Source organism: Vibrio sp. Vb0304 (assembly GCF_033338995.1).
GTDB classification, from domain to species: Bacteria; Pseudomonadota; Gammaproteobacteria; order Enterobacterales; family Vibrionaceae; genus Vibrio; species Vibrio alginolyticus.
The window spans coordinates 49,813-66,819 of the sequence record NZ_JAWOTT010000012.1 but is presented as its reverse complement, the minus strand read 5'-3'; the positions used below and the strand labels follow the sequence as shown (position 1 = coordinate 66,819).

21 protein-coding genes are annotated in these 17,007 nt (G+C 43.4%); 2 read left to right on the top strand and 19 right to left on the bottom strand.

Annotated elements, in window-relative coordinates; all coding sequences use genetic code 11:
* Positions 1-65 precede the first annotated feature (65 nt).
* From vopR to R7P35_RS15260, 18 genes are all read right to left on the bottom strand, one after another.
* A complete protein-coding gene (gene vopR, locus R7P35_RS15345; RefSeq protein WP_238972256.1) occupies positions 66-1,043 on the bottom strand; it encodes a type III secretion system effector VopR in 978 nt (325 codons plus the stop codon).
* A gap of 10 nt (positions 1,044-1,053) precedes the next feature.
* Complete coding sequence (locus tag R7P35_RS15340) at positions 1,054-1,500, bottom strand: type III secretion system chaperone (protein WP_021707758.1); 447 nt, start codon at positions 1,498-1,500, stop codon at positions 1,054-1,056.
* Between the two features lie 255 nt (positions 1,501-1,755).
* Positions 1,756-2,919 carry a VopS family T3SS effector adenosine monophosphate-protein transferase gene (locus tag R7P35_RS15335; protein ID WP_062730560.1) on the bottom strand — a complete coding sequence of 388 codons (1,164 nt, stop codon included), beginning with the start codon at positions 2,917-2,919 and terminating at the stop codon, positions 1,756-1,758.
* Positions 2,920-2,922: 3 nt separating this feature from the next.
* The gene (locus R7P35_RS15330; RefSeq protein WP_104979261.1) at positions 2,923-3,354 is read right to left on the bottom strand and encodes a type III secretion system chaperone; all 432 of its coding nucleotides are present in this window, start codon (positions 3,352-3,354) and stop codon (positions 2,923-2,925) included.
* A 182-nt stretch (positions 3,355-3,536) separates the two neighbouring features.
* A complete protein-coding gene (locus tag R7P35_RS15325; RefSeq protein ID WP_213896123.1) occupies positions 3,537-4,175 on the bottom strand; it encodes an HrpE/YscL family type III secretion apparatus protein in 639 nt (212 codons plus the stop codon).
* Positions 4,154-4,819, bottom strand: coding sequence for a SctK family type III secretion system sorting platform protein VscK (vscK, locus tag R7P35_RS15320; RefSeq protein ID WP_054728547.1), 666 nt, complete (start codon positions 4,817-4,819; stop codon positions 4,154-4,156). Before vscK ends, R7P35_RS15325 begins: the two co-directional genes overlap by 22 nt.
* Positions 4,812-5,558: a type III secretion system inner membrane ring lipoprotein SctJ gene (sctJ, locus tag R7P35_RS15315; RefSeq protein ID WP_086012989.1), complete on the bottom strand. Its 747-nt coding sequence runs from the start codon at positions 5,556-5,558 to the stop codon at positions 4,812-4,814. Before sctJ ends, vscK begins: the two co-directional genes overlap by 8 nt.
* Complete coding sequence (gene sctI, locus R7P35_RS15310) at positions 5,558-5,902, bottom strand: type III secretion system inner rod subunit SctI (RefSeq protein WP_005387149.1); 345 nt, start codon at positions 5,900-5,902, stop codon at positions 5,558-5,560. Before sctI ends, sctJ begins: the two co-directional genes overlap by 1 nt.
* A gap of 8 nt (positions 5,903-5,910) precedes the next feature.
* A complete protein-coding gene (locus R7P35_RS15305) occupies positions 5,911-6,546 on the bottom strand; it encodes a YopR family T3SS polymerization control protein (protein WP_064353988.1) in 636 nt (211 codons plus the stop codon).
* A complete protein-coding gene (locus R7P35_RS15300) occupies positions 6,543-6,902 on the bottom strand; it encodes a YscG family type III secretion system chaperone (protein WP_005377200.1) in 360 nt (119 codons plus the stop codon). Before R7P35_RS15300 ends, R7P35_RS15305 begins: the two co-directional genes overlap by 4 nt.
* Positions 6,903-6,905: 3 nt before the next feature.
* The gene (sctF, locus tag R7P35_RS15295; RefSeq protein ID WP_005377199.1) at positions 6,906-7,154 is read right to left on the bottom strand and encodes a type III secretion system needle filament subunit SctF; all 249 of its coding nucleotides are present in this window, start codon (positions 7,152-7,154) and stop codon (positions 6,906-6,908) included.
* Between the two features lie 18 nt (positions 7,155-7,172).
* Entirely contained in the window at positions 7,173-7,376 is a 204-nt protein-coding gene (locus tag R7P35_RS15290; RefSeq protein ID WP_005377198.1) for an EscE/YscE/SsaE family type III secretion system needle protein co-chaperone, read from the bottom strand.
* Complete coding sequence (sctD, locus tag R7P35_RS15285) at positions 7,363-8,664, bottom strand: type III secretion system inner membrane ring subunit SctD (protein ID WP_017821344.1); 1,302 nt, start codon at positions 8,662-8,664, stop codon at positions 7,363-7,365. Before sctD ends, R7P35_RS15290 begins: the two co-directional genes overlap by 14 nt.
* A gap of 5 nt (positions 8,665-8,669) precedes the next feature.
* Entirely contained in the window at positions 8,670-10,544 is a 1,875-nt protein-coding gene (gene sctC / locus R7P35_RS15280) for a type III secretion system outer membrane ring subunit SctC (protein WP_411978883.1), read from the bottom strand.
* On the bottom strand, positions 10,541-10,969 hold the full coding sequence (locus R7P35_RS15275; protein ID WP_258458279.1) for a YscB family type III secretion system chaperone: 429 nt from the start codon (positions 10,967-10,969) through the stop codon (positions 10,541-10,543). The genes sctC and R7P35_RS15275 overlap by 4 nt, the downstream gene beginning before the upstream one ends.
* A gap of 12 nt (positions 10,970-10,981) precedes the next feature.
* Entirely contained in the window at positions 10,982-11,962 is a 981-nt protein-coding gene (locus R7P35_RS15270) for a T3SS regulon anti-activator ExsD domain-containing protein (RefSeq protein ID WP_025768113.1), read from the bottom strand.
* Between the two features lie 148 nt (positions 11,963-12,110).
* A complete protein-coding gene (locus R7P35_RS15265) occupies positions 12,111-12,971 on the bottom strand; it encodes an AraC family transcriptional regulator (RefSeq protein ID WP_005377191.1) in 861 nt (286 codons plus the stop codon).
* Positions 12,972-13,580: 609 nt separating this feature from the next.
* Positions 13,581-13,994, bottom strand: coding sequence for a YscW family type III secretion system pilotin (locus R7P35_RS15260; RefSeq protein ID WP_054579559.1), 414 nt, complete (start codon positions 13,992-13,994; stop codon positions 13,581-13,583).
* A gap of 388 nt (positions 13,995-14,382) precedes the next feature.
* Between R7P35_RS15260 and exsC the strand changes: the two genes are divergently transcribed.
* Positions 14,383-14,829 carry a type III secretion system regulatory chaperone ExsC gene (gene exsC, locus R7P35_RS15255; protein WP_005377174.1) on the top strand — a complete coding sequence of 149 codons (447 nt, stop codon included), beginning with the start codon at positions 14,383-14,385 and terminating at the stop codon, positions 14,827-14,829.
* A gap of 8 nt (positions 14,830-14,837) precedes the next feature.
* Positions 14,838-15,143, top strand: coding sequence for a T3SS regulon translocated regulator ExsE2 (exsE2, locus tag R7P35_RS15250; protein ID WP_054728556.1), 306 nt, complete (start codon positions 14,838-14,840; stop codon positions 15,141-15,143).
* Between the two features lie 126 nt (positions 15,144-15,269).
* On the opposite strand, the gene R7P35_RS15245 is transcribed toward exsE2, so the two are convergent.
* Entirely contained in the window at positions 15,270-16,790 is a 1,521-nt protein-coding gene (locus tag R7P35_RS15245) for an aldehyde dehydrogenase family protein (RefSeq protein ID WP_005377169.1), read from the bottom strand.
* Positions 16,791-17,007: the final 217 nt, after the last annotated feature.

Sequence of the window (17,007 nt, the reverse complement as noted above, 5' to 3'; positions counted from 1 at the left end):
GCTGCTCTTTCAATAAAGGTTAGATGCTTAGCATGGTGTATTTGCTCACTTCTTTTGCAGAGTGACTAACCCAGTTTATGGCTATCAAAAATGACTTCTGTTGGCGGGAACATATTCGAAACAGGTGGTCGTTGTGCATCTCCAAACATTGGTGCACCGAATGCAGATGTCGCCCACGGGTCAACAATTTTCACATCCTTACTCCACGTTGATGGATCTTTTATGTCGCTCCCCTCTTGTCGACCAACCAGTACATAAAGGTGTGTACCTGAATGACCCTTTTTAAACGCAACCACTTCTACTTTGGGTTCACTTTCAGGTGTTCCTGACATGCCTTGAATCATCTCAGCGGCGGCAGCAAAGGCAAATGTAGTACAGCAGCCGGCTTTCGCGGTTTGTACTGCCTTAGCAATGTTCTGTAGAGTGCTTAATTGCGGTGCGGTTCCTCTTTGTGCTGCAGCTTGAATTCCGTTTGCGGACATCGTCGCTCTGTGATCTTGCATGATTCGCGCTTGATCCGCGTGAAGCTCTTTTAGTCGTGGCTTTCCTTTTGTTTCATAAAACTGTGACCCCTTAACACCGAACGTATTTAAGTCCGTACAGGCAAAATCACCAAGCTTTTGAAGGTTGGCTTTATGTTCGTTGATAAGCGCGACACTCGATGAGGCTTTATTGGTTTTGGAAGAAGAGGCTGCCGTTTGTGCAGTGGGCCAATTTGAGCTAGGACCAGACGACAATCTCTCAAGATTTTTCAGGCTCCCAAGCGTTAACTTGTTTTCACCGTTCAACACATTTTTCAGCATCAGCTTCGCAACATCTTTAGGAATACCCTGCTTAGTAAGCAGGTTCACTACAATATCTTTCGCTTTATTCTGGTGGCTAATACGCGCGCTGATACTTTTATTTTTTGGTGCGCCCTCTTTAACAAAAATATCTTTACCGTTGTGTGCTCGAACCTCTTTGTCGTCAGCTTGATTTTGTGTCGCCAAATGTGACGTTAACTGACTCAACGAGTGCATTTGCGATGTATTAATATTGACCATGTGTGATGCCTTAAACTTGAATAAATGCGTGTACGTCTGTTTGGCTAAAATCTACAACCGTGTTGTTTTGAAATAACTGTCCCCAAGTATCAACTAATTCGTTCAACTGAATGATTAAGTTAGCAATGTTGGTGAGTTCACTTCCAGCCGCGATAGCAACTTGAAGAACAACGTCTTTGCGTGTTGGATTCACACAAAACTGCACACCACCTGTTTCTCGATACAAGAAGTTGTATTCAAGTAAAACTTGAAGTTTATCTAGCGTAATATCATCTTGTTCTATAAGCAGGTTTTTGGAAATCAATAACTCGCCTTTTTCCTCTACGAGCAGAACATCGACACTGTTGTTTTCAGCAAAATGCAGTGACCACATTTGATTGTCATACGCTGTCACGCGCTCAAGGTTCAGCACTTCTCCTAGCTCAGAGAGAAGCATATTAATCTTTCCTGTATCCATGTTGTGTCCTGTCTAATTTATTATAACTAAGTGACATCGATATATTTATTGCAGCGAAGCCACTTGGGTATAACGGCTCATTTAAATAAGCGAATAAGGATAAAAGAGATTTTATGGCGAGATAGAAACCGACACTTTATTTCAACGTCTCATTTTTATTGCTATTAGCCGTTTTATTGAGAAGAAAAATTAAGGTTAAGCTGGAAAATAAAAGAGCGGCAATCGCCGCTCCAAAAATTAAATAGAAGTAAAAAATCACTTAATACCGTGAAGGCTATTTTCTGCATCCATAGCTAAAGGATTGAACGAGTCGTTACGAAGTTCTGCTATCGCGTATAGCATGCGACCCATGCGACCATTTCCATCGGTAAAGCCATGGTACCCGATAACTCCGGCGAACAAATGCTTACCTAAGTCTTTATCTTCTACAGGGTTCTCTTTCAAAAAGCCTTCAATGTGCTGCTTTAACATGCCCTCACCGCCAATACTTGAAGGCAAAGTGCCACCCGAAATATTTGGCCCTCGGTAATCACGCTCAACATTAGGCACCAATCGAGCGTGTAGCTCTTTTAGGTTTTCCATATTCAATAAATCTTTACCATTAGACGCGTATTCTTTCAGTAAAGACGTAATATTTTCGGCATCGTTTCCTTTAGAGTTAGAAGCATTAATGATCCACGCTGCAGCTCTTTCAACATTATTGGTTACGCCACTTTTGTTAAACGCGTCCTCTGCCAGTCCTTCAGCGTATACACCTTGGCTTAGATCGGTGCTTGCTAGACCTTCGATATGACGTTGCGCCGATTTAAGATGCATCACCTCCATATCAAACACCGCTTGCATTTGATTAATGCTACCTGCCGGGTTTTTCTGCGCTGCAGATACACCACCGCCGTAGTCTTTTACTACACGTCCAGCAAGCAACTTCGCTGCACTTTCGCCAATCAGTGATGTGAGGTTTTTACCAGAATCGGTTTCTAACATAGCCTCTGTCATCGCTCGCTCTGCTAACTGGTTTAGCTCAGCAGAGTTCGACTGAACTGATTTACTGTCTAACTTCGCAAAGGCATTTAAGACATCTGATGCGGTTTTTATGCTTCCATCTTTGAAGAACATTTGTCCATGCTCAACAGAAGAAGCAGCTTGTAAACGCTGAGCTTGTCCTTGCTCATTATCAAATACGGCTTTTGTAAGGGCTTTCGCTACCGATTGTGGGCTACCTTCGCGAAACAGTTTTCCTGTCGCTTCAAAAAATCGCGCTACTGCACCATTCGTAGGATTGGCGCGAGTAAATTCTTGGGTCGCTGCGTTGATTTGGTATTCTTTGCCACCAATACTCAGCTTACCTTCGTTAAGTATCTCGTTACGAGCTTGCGGCATGGCGGCCTGCAACGCGCTAACACTTCCAAAACTGATCATGTTTTAAACCCTTAATGTGGAAAAATGAGTGGTATTCGTTTCCGGTACTTCGGTTGTTTTATTGGTTACTTCTTGTGTATTCGCACTTTTTAACCACTCGATGAAATTCGCAAATGACTCATCGAAAAAAGATGCAGTTAGCAGTTGCTGAGGCAGGTGTATGAAACCGATATATCCGGTCTCTTCCTCCCAGCATACCGTTGGAGAGCCTTGCGTTAAGGCATCTTTCATATGTTGATGCAAAATATCAGCACTCGGTTCATCACCTGAAATCAGCCCGATAAGCGTCACACGATCTTCTTGTGCACGAATTGTGATTGCTGTGTTTTGCTCAACGAGTAGATGGCAACAATCATCTTCATCAAAAACCAACGGCTCCAATTGGCAGCGGCTGGCAAAATCTGTCAGTAAAGAAGTTATAAATCCATTAGCCATTCGACTAAATAATCCTATTTTTGTTTTAGAGGCGCTGCTTGGTTGCAACACTTATCAACTAAGCAGCTTTCTTAGGTGTATTCTTAAGGATTTATGGCAGTGAATATTTTAGAAATGGTCGGATTTTTTTTGTTTAAAGGCATTAAAATGAAAAAACTCAGCAAGTGCTGAGTTTTTGAGGTTTATTCATGAATCGTAATTTTACGCTCGCTGAGCTGCTTCACCATGGCTTGCTTTAATGCATGCAGCTGTCCATCAATACTGGCGTCGATGATCCCAACTTCTGTTTCCAAAATGCAGCCTCCATTTTTCAAGCGCGCATCTGCTACCACGTCAACGTAACCGACTTCAGGGAAATCACTTAATACACCAGCCACCTTTTCCCTCACCTCAACAACCTGCTCTGGGTGGACATGTAAAATGACCTGCTTTTGGTTGCTCACCAGTTGCAACGCTTCTCGAACTACACTCACCGTGGTATCGACATCATCGAAGGTATCGATGATCTTACGTACTGCTTCTAACACCACACCTGTCATTTTTTCTTCGACTTGCTGATAGTAGTCATTACAACGTGCTAAGGTTTCAACCATCGTTTGCGCATTTTCAATCTTGGCTTGTGCAAGGCCATCTTGATAACCACGTTGTTTTTCGGTTTCGTAGGCTTGTTGGGCATTAGCAATGATGCTTTCAGCTTTGGAGTTCGCGGCTTCAACTAAGTGTTGCGAATCCAGATAACTGGCATAATCTTTCGCTTTCAGCACCTTTAAGCCAGGTGCCAGATGCAAATTGTCTGTTTTTATTTCAACAAATGAAACCATTGAGGAATAACCTGTTTTGCGATTTTTTTTGTGAGTCGATACGCCAGATCTCGTTGATCCGCTTCCAACCAGTTAGCTGTTTCCGCGTTTTCGCTAAGTTGCTTTTCTAATTTGAATTGCCAACGAAGAACAACATCTTCCGGTGAGTTAATCAAAATAAACCTCATCCAAAAATATCCCAGCGCCCTCATGCTTGCTTCAACAGACCTTTCATCCAGTAGTTCTGGTAACGAACGCTGCCAGCCTTGCGGCCAACTGGATAACAGCATCGGCCCGTTTTGAATTAAGAACCGAGCGCCTTCCAAACCAAAAACGTTGTTCAGAACCTGTTTCGGGTGTTTTAAGACAACGCTTCGCATCGCAACACAATGCAAAGCTCCACCCACCATCAATACGAGTTGATTCAACGCGTCTGTCGGGAGCAATGCCAAACTATGACAAGGTCTGTTAAAAGCCGTCTCAGGAACGGGAGATAACGCCCACTCATTGATACACCATTGGTTGAACATGGGGTTATCTCTCCAGCCTTCGATATTTAGTAACCAAGGCTGCTTTTGCTCTATCCAACTTCTATGGATGTACTGGCAAGGCGCATAGTTAAACTGGTGTTGTACCTGCGCGAGTGGTGTTTCTGGTTTAACCACGCTTCGTGTTCCTACGACACCATGTAAAAGTAGCGATATTCGAGCCGATGAGTGCCGCTACCAAGAACACCAAAATGGCGATAAGATTATTCGCCGTCTCTTTGGTGACCTGAACCGACAAAATGCTTTTAAATTGATTGTTTTGAGTAGCAACTCGAACCTCTGATGAGGGTACCATCACTACGCTGATTCGATCGTAGTTCAACCCCTCAATACTGTTGTTCACTAATAATTTGATCTGCGGAACATATGAATCAAGCGCAATATCTGCCGCGTGTTTAATAAATACGGAGGCAGAAGCTGGAGTTGGACGCTCTCCTGGACGCAGATCTTGATCTTCCAAAACAACATGAACACGTGCCACTAGCACGCCATCAATCTGAGATAAGGTTGAGGAGAGCTCTTGAGATTTCGCGTATACCAAACGTGCTCGTTCTGCTAATGGTGACGAGATCAAATCGTCTTTGGGAAACACTTCTTTCAGTGTGGAAAACTGCTCTCTTGGATAACCTTTTCGCTTTAGCGCATCTACCGCGAAGGCGATTTGAGAACTGTCTACCATTAACTTGACGGTGTTGTCTTTGTCAGGTTCTTTTGTTGCAACGACACCTTCGGATAGTAAGATCGACAACATCTCATTACCCTCTTTCTGAGTAACGTTGGTGTATAACTCGGTCTGACAACCTACCAGAAACAACGTGAGCATGATGAAAACTGCTCTCATTTTATTCATCATCACTATTGTGCCTTCAATAAGGTTTCTACGTTTTGTGTGGTTTTACCCACGGTTTTCGCGATCAGCTCTTCTTGAAAAGTAATGCGTGTCAGCGCCCACTGCATTTGCAGTAATTGCGCCGGATCATCACCCACCATCTTCATGTTGTCTTGCAGGTTACTTTTCGCGTTATCGATAGTGTTTTTCAACTCGCTGATGTTTTCTAGCAAACCGCCCTCCAGGCCATTACTTGCCTCGGGAACCGACATGGCTTGCTCAAAACGTTCGCTTAAACCGTCTTCGACTTGCGCATCCTGCAACTTATCAATGTTGGTTTGCATCACCTCGGTGTACTGCGTGTTTATCATATGTACTCCTAAGATAAATCTAACTTGTGACTGTGAGTCATGATGTTTTTCACCATCGCATTTTTTTGGATCATGAAGCTAAGTTCATCACGAACCATGTCCAGTGTTGATGCCATATTAGGTAACGACTTCAACTCTGCCCAGCAATGCCATAAGGCTTGTTCTTTCTGGGCACCCAGTAGAAAATGCTGCGCTAGCATTGCTTTTAGTGCTGTTTTATCAGCAGGTGGTTCGGCAATAAGCTGTCCCGAAAAATTCCCTAGTAACTCCTGCTTCAACACCTTTAACAAATCAGATTGTGGCTGCTCGTTGCCTTTTGCACTCTTCGCCTCATGAAAGGCGTACCACATTGCCTCTCGTTTAACTTGAGGGTCGGAGAACGCTTCACTTAACGATGATAAGACACTTTGTTTACTGACAACCTCTGCGTCTTTTAATGATTCGTACCACGCTTTAATATCCGCCAGTTTGGCTTCTGTTTTCTCTAGCGTCTCTTTTGGAGAAACATGTGAAACTTGCTCTTGCTTGTCACTTCGCTCCATGAGTGCTTTCATCTTGTCTTCATCGCTCCGCTCATAATGGCGCGACTCCGACTGACGCAAAGATTGGTGTTGAAGACTTAGGTTACTTGAATCAATGATCATCCAAGATTCCTAATGTCCTGAGAAAAGCTCGCAGCAAATGCTTGGCTTTCTTCGCTTCCTTGTGACGCAAGTTCTACCCAGCTTTCCGCTTTGCTCAGTAAACCGGCTTTGGCAGAAGCAAGAGCCGCTAAGCTGATCAGATCTGGATAGGCGTTACAAAGCGGTTCGAGTAATTGATGAGCCTCTTCATACAAGCCTTTATTCATGAGGCTCATTGCACGAATCATCGCAACGGTCTCTTCAGAACCTGAGCTTGCTTCAAGGCCATCTGCAATCGTGTTGGCTTCTTGATGACGATGCATACCTGTTGCCATCAGCGCGATTTCAGCCAGCAGTTGGCGCGTTTCTCGTTCCATGCTTTACACCTTCTGGAGAATCGACTGCATCACATCTTTAATCGCACGAGTGGTGGTCGCATTGATATTGTAAACAACAGACCATTTGTTGATCGCGTGCTGAAGCTCGGCAAGCTTTGATGGATCATCGGCATTGGTTTCTAGGTTCTTGATGGCTGCCGTCACTTCTGTGTTGGCATCTTTCGCTTGTTGTTCTAACTTAGCTTTAACATCATCAAGGTTTACACTGTTACTAGCATCGTAAAATGACATAAGACTTCCTCGTATTTTTTAGTTAGCTTCGTATGATTCAACGACCGCATGGGCGGCTGTGTAAGCTTCATACTGTTTGAGTAGCAATTGGTACTGCTGTGGTGAGCACCCTAAATCCAACTGACGTTTCACCACCGCTTGTGCTTCTAAGAGCTTGCTCTTAATCTTGTGCACTTCCGCACCGTTTGTGTCGTTATTTAAAATTTGTTCAAGATTTGTCATTGTTCGTCTCGCCTTCATATCCAAGTTCTATTGTTATCACCCGCCCGCCTTTAACCAACTCAATACCAGCAGGTGTAACACTGGATATTCGGTAGCCCTGAGGCGTTCTTGCACCGACCATATAGCGAACGTTATCGGTCAGAATCACATATGGAACCTGGCCAAAGTTAACGCTACGAAACGGGAAATCGATGTTAGTGCCTTTACTCACCTTAGGTATGGATTTCAAAACTAAGTACGGTTTCTCACCATATTGTTCCCGGAAGTCTCGGGTCACACCGTAAAATCGAGTCGTTTCGATATCATCAAGCTCACCACGCACTTCGATGCGATCACCGCTGGTGACCAACTGGACTTTCTTCAGTAGCTCCGCATCCGTTAATAACGCTTTTAGCGTATCCATGTAGGCACCCGCTCGCTGCAGTTCAACCTTCCACGCAACAAGACCAGGCACGTCTCGCTCCAAGATTTGTTCAACTTGGTTCCAGCGGCTTGCATCATCGATATAGCCCGTCAGCAGCAGTGTGCCGGTCTCATCGCCATTTTCGACTTTCACTTGGTGATAGCCGAGGTTGCGCAAAATAAATCGAACCCCGCGACGGATTTCTTCCATCGTTCTTAAGTCACTTTTGTAATTGATGCCCAATACATCAATTCGACCAAGCAGATCGAGTTTCTGTGTTCGGTCTTCAACATAACCCTCTAGGACTGCTTGGCGTGCGGCGGCATTCCATTCCACACGAACGTCGCTAAGTTTGAGCTCGCCTAAGATGTTACGTACCAAAACAATGGGTTCTGCTTCTGTAACAATTTCATTGTTGTTTCCGTTAGCTTGGCTGTACCACATACCGGCAAAAATGACACTCGGGACAAAACTACAAAGCAAAGCGATGAGCGTTGTTTTTTTCCAGCTAGAGCGTTGCACAGCAACCACAGGTGTATTCTGTTGGCTAGATTCGTCGCTGACGTTACTCACAATTAACGCATCTTCCGCGTATCCCAGAGCGAACTTCACAACGCCGACCGAGACAACAGCATGGCGTGACAACTCGATACCATCACCTGCAACAGCGATGTCTTCACTGTTAATATTTGCCTCTTCGCAACCTCGTAAAATGACCGAGTCTTGCTGGCAAACGAGGGTGAAATGGTTCGCTTCGACCCCAGCATCAGACAGTACAAGATCAGCAATAAAGTCGTCACTGCCAAGCACGAGAGCACCTTCAGGTAAGGTGACTTCTACTCCGGTATGCACGCCTGATAAAATACGAATTTTCCATTGCTGCATCGCGGTTAAGACTCCTCTGAAGGGCGCACACACTCACTTTGTGAGTCATCACATTCCAATACTTTCACCCGCCAACCCTTTTGCCCTGTTGGTAATTGGCACTGCGTTAATTGAGACGACTTTTTCTGGGACAATAAGTCTTGTTGATAGCGCTCGGCCTGAACCCTCGATGTGCAGCTATATACTTCCACTACCGATTGAAATTCAGCGCTATTGTTGGAGATGTTGTTAAGCCTGCCTATACTTGGTCGCAAGTCATATTCGTTGCCAATCAACACACTATCGCCAATACCATCCACAACAATTCGAGGTTCTAAAATAAACATTCGTACTGTGCGGCGCTTAGTATTGGTATTACTTCTAAACAGCGCGCCTAAATATGGGATGTCTCCTAGCAATGGCACTTTACGTAACTGATGGCTCACTTCATCTCGGTACACACCACCGATAAGTAAGCTTTGCCCTTGTTTAACCGTCGCTAAGGTGCTGATTTCAGTTTTACGAACGGAAGGAAGATCATCGACACCACCATCAGCGATCTTTGCACCGTCTTCGAGATGAAGGCTCAGGTTAATTTCAGGTCGTGCAGCAAATCTATCACCAACGATACGTGGGACAATTCTCAGTAACGTGCCATACGTGACCTCTTCCAGCGCTGCGGTTTCTTTACCAACCAGCTTGACGTAAAACGTGCTGCTGTTGTTCAGTACCGCTTCGACATTTTCCTGAGTTAACAATGTTGGTCTTGAAACCACTTGAGCACTGCCTTTGGATTCCAATAAACGAATTTGAGCCAGCAAGTAATTTAGGTTGGTTGAATCAAGCAAGGACTTAAAGTTCTGTCCACTGCCGAGCGTCACATCCCCCGAATTCACATCACCTGTTGTTTTGATATCGACAATGCGGTTGTTTCCGACAGACACTCCCGCTCGCCAATCCACGCCTAACTGACTTAAATCGTTGGCACTGATATCGACAATCGATAGCGCGACTTCAATTCTTGATTGCGGCTGGTCTAATTGCGCGACCAGTTTACGATAGAGCGGTAATCGTGCTTGAGTATCACGAACGATAATCGCATTAAGGCCCGGCTCTGCTTCAACTGTTGCGCCACCATGAACTGAGGCGGTTTTATTACTTTTTACAGGCTTATCTGGACTGGTAACTTCTTTGCTAGACGCACTCGCCACTTGAGTTTGAACACCAGACACGACCCGTTTTAACACCGATGCGATGCCAGGGACCGTAATTGTCTGATCTCGATATGCAATTTCTCTATCCGTTGCAGAAGCGTACTTCAAAGGAATTATCTCAACGAATAATTCGTCGGTTGAATTCGATTTCTGCAGCAAGCGCGTTTCCAATGCCTCCGCCGTTTGTACCACTAAGTCGACATAACGTGGAGGACCCGCAAGATAGACTAACCCTTTGCTCTCAGCAGCTCTCCAACCATAACGAGAATCCCAAACGCCGGTGGAAATTAACGTACTGCGTAGCTCTCTAGCCGTAAGTAATTCCAATTGAAGTAAACGTGAGCGAGTTTCTGTCGCCTTATAGACATGTAAGACGGCACCATCGAAGTACCACATCAAGTTGTACACTTGCGATAAGTAATCGAGGAATTCCGCGGGATCTTCAGAGGTAAAACGCCCATTCACTCGATCGTTGACTTTGTCACTAACAGAAACCGAGACACGATAATTTGCACCGAAGTTATTCAACAACTCTTTTAATGAGTCGTTATCTGCATAGTAGCGGAACGGTTGTTCGGGCCAGTGTAAGTCTGTTGCTTGCGCGTATCCCAAAGGAACAACACTCACTGCGCATAACAATGCCTTTGTTGCAGCACGCCTAATGTTGGGAAAGATTTTTAGCATCATGGTAACCACACTGTATGGTTGATTGTGTGGTTCACACGTTCTTGTTCCAATAATACAATGTAACGTTCGCATAGATTGACGTGCTTAGAAAGCAAAGCAGAGAACCGTTCCACCGAACAGTCCTCAACCCTTACTTTACTTTGCAAAATCAATTGCTGATCATCATTGGTTGTCAGTACGCTGCCATCCTCACGAATGGTTTTTAATGAGAGCTGCATGCAACGTTGTAACGCTTGTTCTTGTTGATAATCTAGATGCTCTTTAAACTGGAAGGGTAACGTCGCTTCCCATAAAATCCATGACGCATGTTGCTTGATGGTCAGTGATAACTGGTCAACCTCGATGTTGTAAGAACCATTTTCTGAGGCAATAAAATCCCCTACCTTTAGCGCTTCCGCTAAAGATTTCATCATCTTATCTAACATTTAACGCCCTATTTAGATCTGGCTGAGGTGATTGCAAGCCTGGCCGCACTGACCACTTTGAGTATCAAAATAGTAGTGATCGATATCACCAACAGTTTGCATGTTCTTGAACCATTGCCATACTTTCGCAACCGCATTTTGGTCGTTGTAAACCACATCGCATGCATCCCAAACTTCGTTCAGCTCAGGGGCTTCAAGTCGTACTTCCGAACACCAATTTTTCCACTCAGAAATAAATTGTTCGGTTGTCGAGGTGTACTCCGCGAACCCTTTCAGCTCGTCTAAAGACGGTTGCCACTTCTCAATTAACGAACGATGACATTCAATCACTTGCAACTGTTGTTCGCTTAACGTCCCAAGTTGCTTTTTAAGTTGATGCTGCTGGCTCTTAATAAGATCGAGTTGCTGTTGAACAAAGACGGCACTGGTGTCTTCCCCTGATAGCTTCGACCAATATTCCTTCTGAATATCGAGTTGATTGATAAGTTGTTCAACTTTAATCGAAGCATGAAGAGCACTTTGATCGACTTGTCGGTTAATCCACTCGTTGAGTGATAAATGGAAGCAAAGCATCAACGTTTTTGGGACAGCCAAATTAAAGCGAAAGCCCAGACGAGAGTTGATGTAGTCCAGCCTTTGTTCGAACGTTGTGATTGTGCTGCTATCACTGAGCTGCGATCCAATTTCCAAAAATAAACGCATGGCAAACCGGTCTATCGAAGCACCAAGTTTTTGATACGTTTTTACTAACTGGCTAGCGCACAGGCTATCGACGACATTTCTATCCAACAAGCGTTGAAGTAAAGATAACTGCTCATAATTTATGACGCCTTCACTCAACAATTGTCGGTGATTGACGTGCACAACATTGAGATCCTGCGTTGGTTTCGAGGCGCTTTCATAACGAGCTCCTCTTTGTAAAACAGTCACTTTCCGCTGTGTCACTATGCTGTCTGGAAAAAGCGAACGGCGTCGCCAATGCTGCTTTTTCATTTATGTTCGTCTCCGCACCCCTTTCGAACAATCCAGAAAGAAAGAGATGTAATAATTTTTAATCGTTCGTTGTTACACGATACATAATAGAATTTACACTGGTGAGTGACTTTCAAAATTAGTCAGAAAATTTTAGTCCCAAGTCATTTCATTTCGCGATAGCCACTTGATCGTCTCCCGAACGTACGCGGCTTGGGGTCGTTCCAAAACGACGACGGTAACTCTGCGTAAAGTAAGACTGGCTGGAAAACCCTGCCTCCATCGCCACATCTACGATGCTCATCTTACTCGTCAACAGCAGTTTATGAGCATGCAGTAGTCGACGCTCACTGATCCAGGCTCTTGGAGAAATGCCATAGTGCTCATTAAAAAGCTCTTTAAAAGTGGTTAAGCTGGCACCAAACTCCTGCGCGTAGTCTGTCAACTTCCATTCTTTTAAGTAATGCTGTTCCATAAACCGACGTAACCGTTCCGACGTACGGTTTGTTTGTTGTGACAGCAACGCATACAGTGATTCTCCTCCTTTGCTGTGTAGCAAGAGAATGAGTAGTTCTTCGTATTTTAGGCACATAATGGCATCAGGGTACGCTTGTTGCTCAAGCGTCTGCATGCTAGAAAGCACTTGTTCAACGAGTATGTTCAAACCAAAAGTAAACAAACCAGAACAAACTTTGTCTACCTTAGGCAGCATCATCAAGAGATCACTGTGTTTTTGCAGCAACTGACTAACGAGTTCATTGTCGTAGGCAATAATCGACGCTTTGTATGCCCCATCTAGCGGAGAGTACTCTAACAAGTAATCTCCTTGGGATAGAAATACCCCATTTTCTGCAGCAACATCGATTGTGCAATCACCTGTTTGAACTCGAAGCTGACCATTGTGAACGACAACAATGTGAGACTGGTCTGAGTGAAATACTTCGTCAGATTTTTCATAGCAGGAAAAACTACGAATTTTTCGTGAACTCGAGTCGACCCTTTCTGAGTTTAGTTGGCCTGACACATCCATTTTCTACCCTTCATTATTTTGAGTTTCTCAGTGCAAATGTTGAGAAACTTTCAAAGCACTACTTTGATTGTTGTTATTTCTAAGTACTGCTGTATGAATTAAAGAAGCAAAGAAAAGAGCATAGAAGTTCTATCACTTACCATACCCCCCGAATAATTAGCGAATAACCCAAGCATTACCTTTACCTAAAGGTAAAAGTTTGACTTAGTAAATTTCTGCTGTCCGTCTTTATTATTTTTATCAGATAGCGTTTATCATTAGCCAAAACTTAAATATCATTTCGTTATTTAAGCTTGGTTGTTTTGTTATACATTAGAATACAATTAAATAGATTTTGGCATCGTTTCGAGAACAAAATTAAATTTCCAAAATCATAAAAATGTATGTTTTATAGCCTAAAACGCCAAGCCAACGTGTTCAAGGAGCGAGATATAATCATAAAAAATACTGTTTTTGCAACAAGTATGAGTCTAAAAAACAACTGACCCGATGACTTCAAAGTCATGTAATTAATGTTTATAAAAGACAACAAATCTTTCACAAAAGGAAAGATATGGTCTTTATTTTTATAAATTAGAAAATTCTAATAAAAATGTAGTACTTAAAATTTTATCTGTTTATTTTTGGAACAAGAATCAAGTTTTCTTGTTTATTTCCCTCTAAAAATAAATAGTTCTTTTCTTTTTCAGCAACGAGCTCACCGTTTGAATAAAGCTTTCCAATAATCTTCATTTTTCCTTCACCAGCTTGAATTGGTGCAATTAAAAACGAATACTGCACAGGCAACTGAACGCCTTGGTAGCTCTGAGATGCCGACTTAAGACATTGATTATCAATAACTTTACATATTTCCACTTCAAGAGAAGTAATCGAAGGTGGAAAGTAGCCGTCGACAGAAACCCAACCATAGACTGATGCCTGACTCTGTGTATCAAAGCCATCCACCCCATTAACGGACACAGTCTGACTGCACCCACTCAGTATGAATAACCCAATAAAACCAGCCCATATAGAATTGTTCATTATGACCCCATAAACTTATTTTATATAATCTAGCTCATTTGAAATTCACACAATTCTTTATGTAAAAATATAAAAGATCAACTTATATTTATACTACAAGCGGACAATAAATCGCATTTTTCAACAACACGTAGTTAACATGGACTGTAATTTCAAAAACAGTTTCTGCTCTCTTTCATTCCTTCCTTAATTGAAGTTCATTAGAGAAAAGTGATATTCATATATATCATTGCCATCGAGATATGCATCTGAACACACTTACTTTTATCTTTCTATTTCTCTCAACACATTTAAAAGCCAAAATATAATAACAACCGACTAATATTGATAAACATGAAGAGATACATCTAATATTTTCCTTGATAAAATTTCAAAAGGGACTATTCCTATGTCAGCACGCCAAACTATCGATGAGATTTTGCTAAAGTTTGCTCATCAAATAGGCTTGCCTGCACTGCATCTAACGGAAAATGAAGTAAGCTTAGCCTTTGATGATAATCTAAGGGTGCATATCATCTTTCATCCTGAATCGACCACTTTGCAGCTCGAAGCTGAGATTGTTGGCCTTCAAATTGTAAATTCCGATCTCTATCGCTCTTTCTTGGCCTTTAATTATCACTGGCCTGAGCACCAGTTATTTTTTAGTTTAGATAACCACCGACATGTCCTATGTTTAAACCGACTCATTAACATTAGGCGACTGGATTACGAATATTTTGAAACAGCTTTAGCAGAATTGCTGACGCACAGCGAGTCGTGGGAAGCGTTATTGTCTTCTCATGTAACCATTGATGAGGCACCACCGATGCCACAAACTTTAGACTTGAGAGTTTAGGTGTCTTTATGTCCAATGACATCCAATCCACATACACCAATTCATCGGTTCATGACGTTCAACAAGCGCAGCAAAGTGATGCAGTGCCGCAAGGAACGTTTCATGGCCGTAAAGTCACCCTACTCTCCTCATCAGACAGCAGCATGACGCGAACAAGCTCTAAAAGAGAGCTTGGTGAATGTTTAAATCAATTTGCCAGTCTCGAATCTTGCAATCGCGTTTTGGATTTTGATCCGCAACTCAATATTGACAAGCAAAACGCCGCCGTAGAAAAGCTTATGGAACGAAAAGTGGCGATAATTCAACGTTCCTGATATCACAATATAAGCAGGTTAAACACCTAAGTTACCCTTCAGCCGACAAGCTCACGCTAATAAAAAACCCCGAAGATTCGGGGTTTTGATTCATACTGCTTTTTCTTTATTAATTACTTAGTTTCACTAGAAGAAGCCTAACGGGTCGATGCTGTAGCTAATCAGCAAGTTCTTCGTGTTCTGGTAGTGATCCAGCATCATCTTGTGCGTTTCGCGCCCGATACCCGATTTTTTGTAACCACCGAACGCTGCGTGTGCAGGGTAAGCGTGGTAACAGTTAATCCAGATCCGGCCAGCTTCAATATTACGGCCCATACGATATGCAACGTTCGCATCACGTGTCCAAACACCTGCGCCTAAGCCATATTCAGTGTCGTTTGCGATTTCCAACGCTTCAGCCTCATCTTTGAATTTGGTGATAGCGATCACTGGGCCAAAGATTTCTTCTTGGAAGATTCGCATCTTGTTGTGGCCTTCCAACATGGTTGGCTGAATGTAGTACCCCTGGTTGATAGACTCTGGCTGTTCTGACACTCCACCACCAAAGACCACTTTTGCGCCTTCTTCACGGCCGATTTCCAGGTAACTTAAAATCTTATCAAACTGTTCTTGAGAAGCCTGAGCACCAACTTGAGTATCGGTATCGAGCGGATTACCTTGTTTAATCAGCTGTGCACGTTCCGTCAGTTTCTCTACAAACTTGTCATAAATCGCTTCATGAACCAGTACGCGAGATGGACAAGTACAAACTTCACCTTGGTTGAAGAAACCAAGTAACGTACCTTCGATACACTTATCAAGATACTCATCTTCGTAATCGAAGATATCTGAGAAGTAGATGTTTGGAGATTTACCACCTAACTCAACTGTCGATGGGATCAAGTTGTCTGCTGCACATTTCAGAATGTGGTTGCCAACTTGCGTAGACCCGGTAAACGCGAGTTTCGCAATGCGGTTGCTGGTTGCTAATGCTTGACCCGCTTCAGAACCATATCCGTTTACAACGTTGATGACACCAGGAGGAAGAAGGTCACCGATTTTTTCCATCAGAACCAGAATGGATGTTGGGGTTTGCTCTGCTGGCTTCAATACCACACAGCAACCCGCCGCTAGTGCCGGTGCTAGTTTCCAAGCCGCCATCAACATTGGGAAGTTCCACGGAATAATTTGACCAACCACACCAATCGGTTCTGGGAAGTGGTAGCTTGCGGTGTGCTCATCCAGTTCTGCCGCACTGCCTTCTTGTGCGCGAATACAGCCAGCGAAGTAACGGAAGTGATCCACTACTAAAGGTAAATCTGCCGCCAAGGTTTCGCGAACTGGTTTGCCGTTTTCCCAAGTTTCTGCAACAGCAAGCTCTTCTAGATGCTGCTCAATACGGTCAGCAATTTTCAGCAAGATGTTCGAACGTTCTGTCACGCTGGTTTTGGCCCATTTTGCTCTGATGTTGTGCGCGGCATCCAGTGCTAAATTAATATCTTCCTCGCCAGAGCGAGCAACTTTACAATACGCTTGTCCGTTGATTGGTGAGATATTGTCAAAGTACTCACCACCCGTTGGTTTTACCCATTCCCCACCGATAAAGTTATCGTAATGCGATTTAAAGTTAACAATGGCATTTTCACTACCTGGCTGTGCATAGATCATAACTCTTCCTTTTGTTTCTCGTTCAATGTGTTATTGCAGTGTCGTATCGCACTGTTCACAAAGAGCATTACGCAAGTCACACGCCAACTACGCCACACTTGTTGTTAATTAAATGTAAAACTATGATTACCAAGCGATAACAAACCAAGTGAGCGATGTTTGAGCGGATGTATGGTGTAAACACCAATGTTCAAGTGTTCCAAAATGGCACACCCTC

Bases quoted from the DNA above. Each gene is read 5' to 3' on its own strand.
- R7P35_RS15335 (WP_062730560.1), bottom strand. From the start codon at position 2,919: ATGATCAGTTTTGGAAGTGTTAGCGCGTTGCAGGCCGCCATGCCGCAA.
- exsE2 (WP_054728556.1), top strand. From the start codon at position 14,838: ATGTCCAATGACATCCAATCCACATACACCAATTCATCGGTTCATGAC.
- R7P35_RS15275 (WP_258458279.1), bottom strand. From the start codon at position 10,969: ATGTTAGATAAGATGATGAAATCTTTAGCGGAAGCGCTAAAGGTAGGG.
- R7P35_RS15340 (WP_021707758.1), bottom strand. From the start codon at position 1,500: ATGGATACAGGAAAGATTAATATGCTTCTCTCTGAGCTAGGAGAAGTG.
- R7P35_RS15270 (WP_025768113.1), bottom strand. From the start codon at position 11,962: ATGAAAAAGCAGCATTGGCGACGCCGTTCGCTTTTTCCAGACAGCATA.
- R7P35_RS15330 (WP_104979261.1), bottom strand. From the start codon at position 3,354: ATGGCTAATGGATTTATAACTTCTTTACTGACAGATTTTGCCAGCCGC.
- R7P35_RS15245 (WP_005377169.1), bottom strand. From the start codon at position 16,790: ATGATCTATGCACAGCCAGGTAGTGAAAATGCCATTGTTAACTTTAAA.
- R7P35_RS15265 (WP_005377191.1), bottom strand. From the start codon at position 12,971: ATGGATGTGTCAGGCCAACTAAACTCAGAAAGGGTCGACTCGAGTTCA.
- R7P35_RS15305 (WP_064353988.1), bottom strand. From the start codon at position 6,546: ATGATCATTGATTCAAGTAACCTAAGTCTTCAACACCAATCTTTGCGT.
- R7P35_RS15325 (WP_213896123.1), bottom strand. From the start codon at position 4,175: ATGGTTTCATTTGTTGAAATAAAAACAGACAATTTGCATCTGGCACCT.
- sctC (WP_411978883.1), bottom strand. From the start codon at position 10,544: ATGATGCTAAAAATCTTTCCCAACATTAGGCGTGCTGCAACAAAGGCA.
- vopR (WP_238972256.1), bottom strand. From the start codon at position 1,043: ATGGTCAATATTAATACATCGCAAATGCACTCGTTGAGTCAGTTAACG.
- sctF (WP_005377199.1), bottom strand. From the start codon at position 7,154: ATGTCATTTTACGATGCTAGTAACAGTGTAAACCTTGATGATGTTAAA.
- sctD (WP_017821344.1), bottom strand. From the start codon at position 8,664: ATGCAGCAATGGAAAATTCGTATTTTATCAGGCGTGCATACCGGAGTA.
- R7P35_RS15260 (WP_054579559.1), bottom strand. From the start codon at position 13,994: ATGAACAATTCTATATGGGCTGGTTTTATTGGGTTATTCATACTGAGT.
- exsC (WP_005377174.1), top strand. From the start codon at position 14,383: ATGTCAGCACGCCAAACTATCGATGAGATTTTGCTAAAGTTTGCTCAT.
- R7P35_RS15290 (WP_005377198.1), bottom strand. From the start codon at position 7,376: ATGACAAATCTTGAACAAATTTTAAATAACGACACAAACGGTGCGGAA.
- sctI (WP_005387149.1), bottom strand. From the start codon at position 5,902: ATGATAAACACGCAGTACACCGAGGTGATGCAAACCAACATTGATAAG.
- R7P35_RS15300 (WP_005377200.1), bottom strand. From the start codon at position 6,902: ATGGAACGAGAAACGCGCCAACTGCTGGCTGAAATCGCGCTGATGGCA.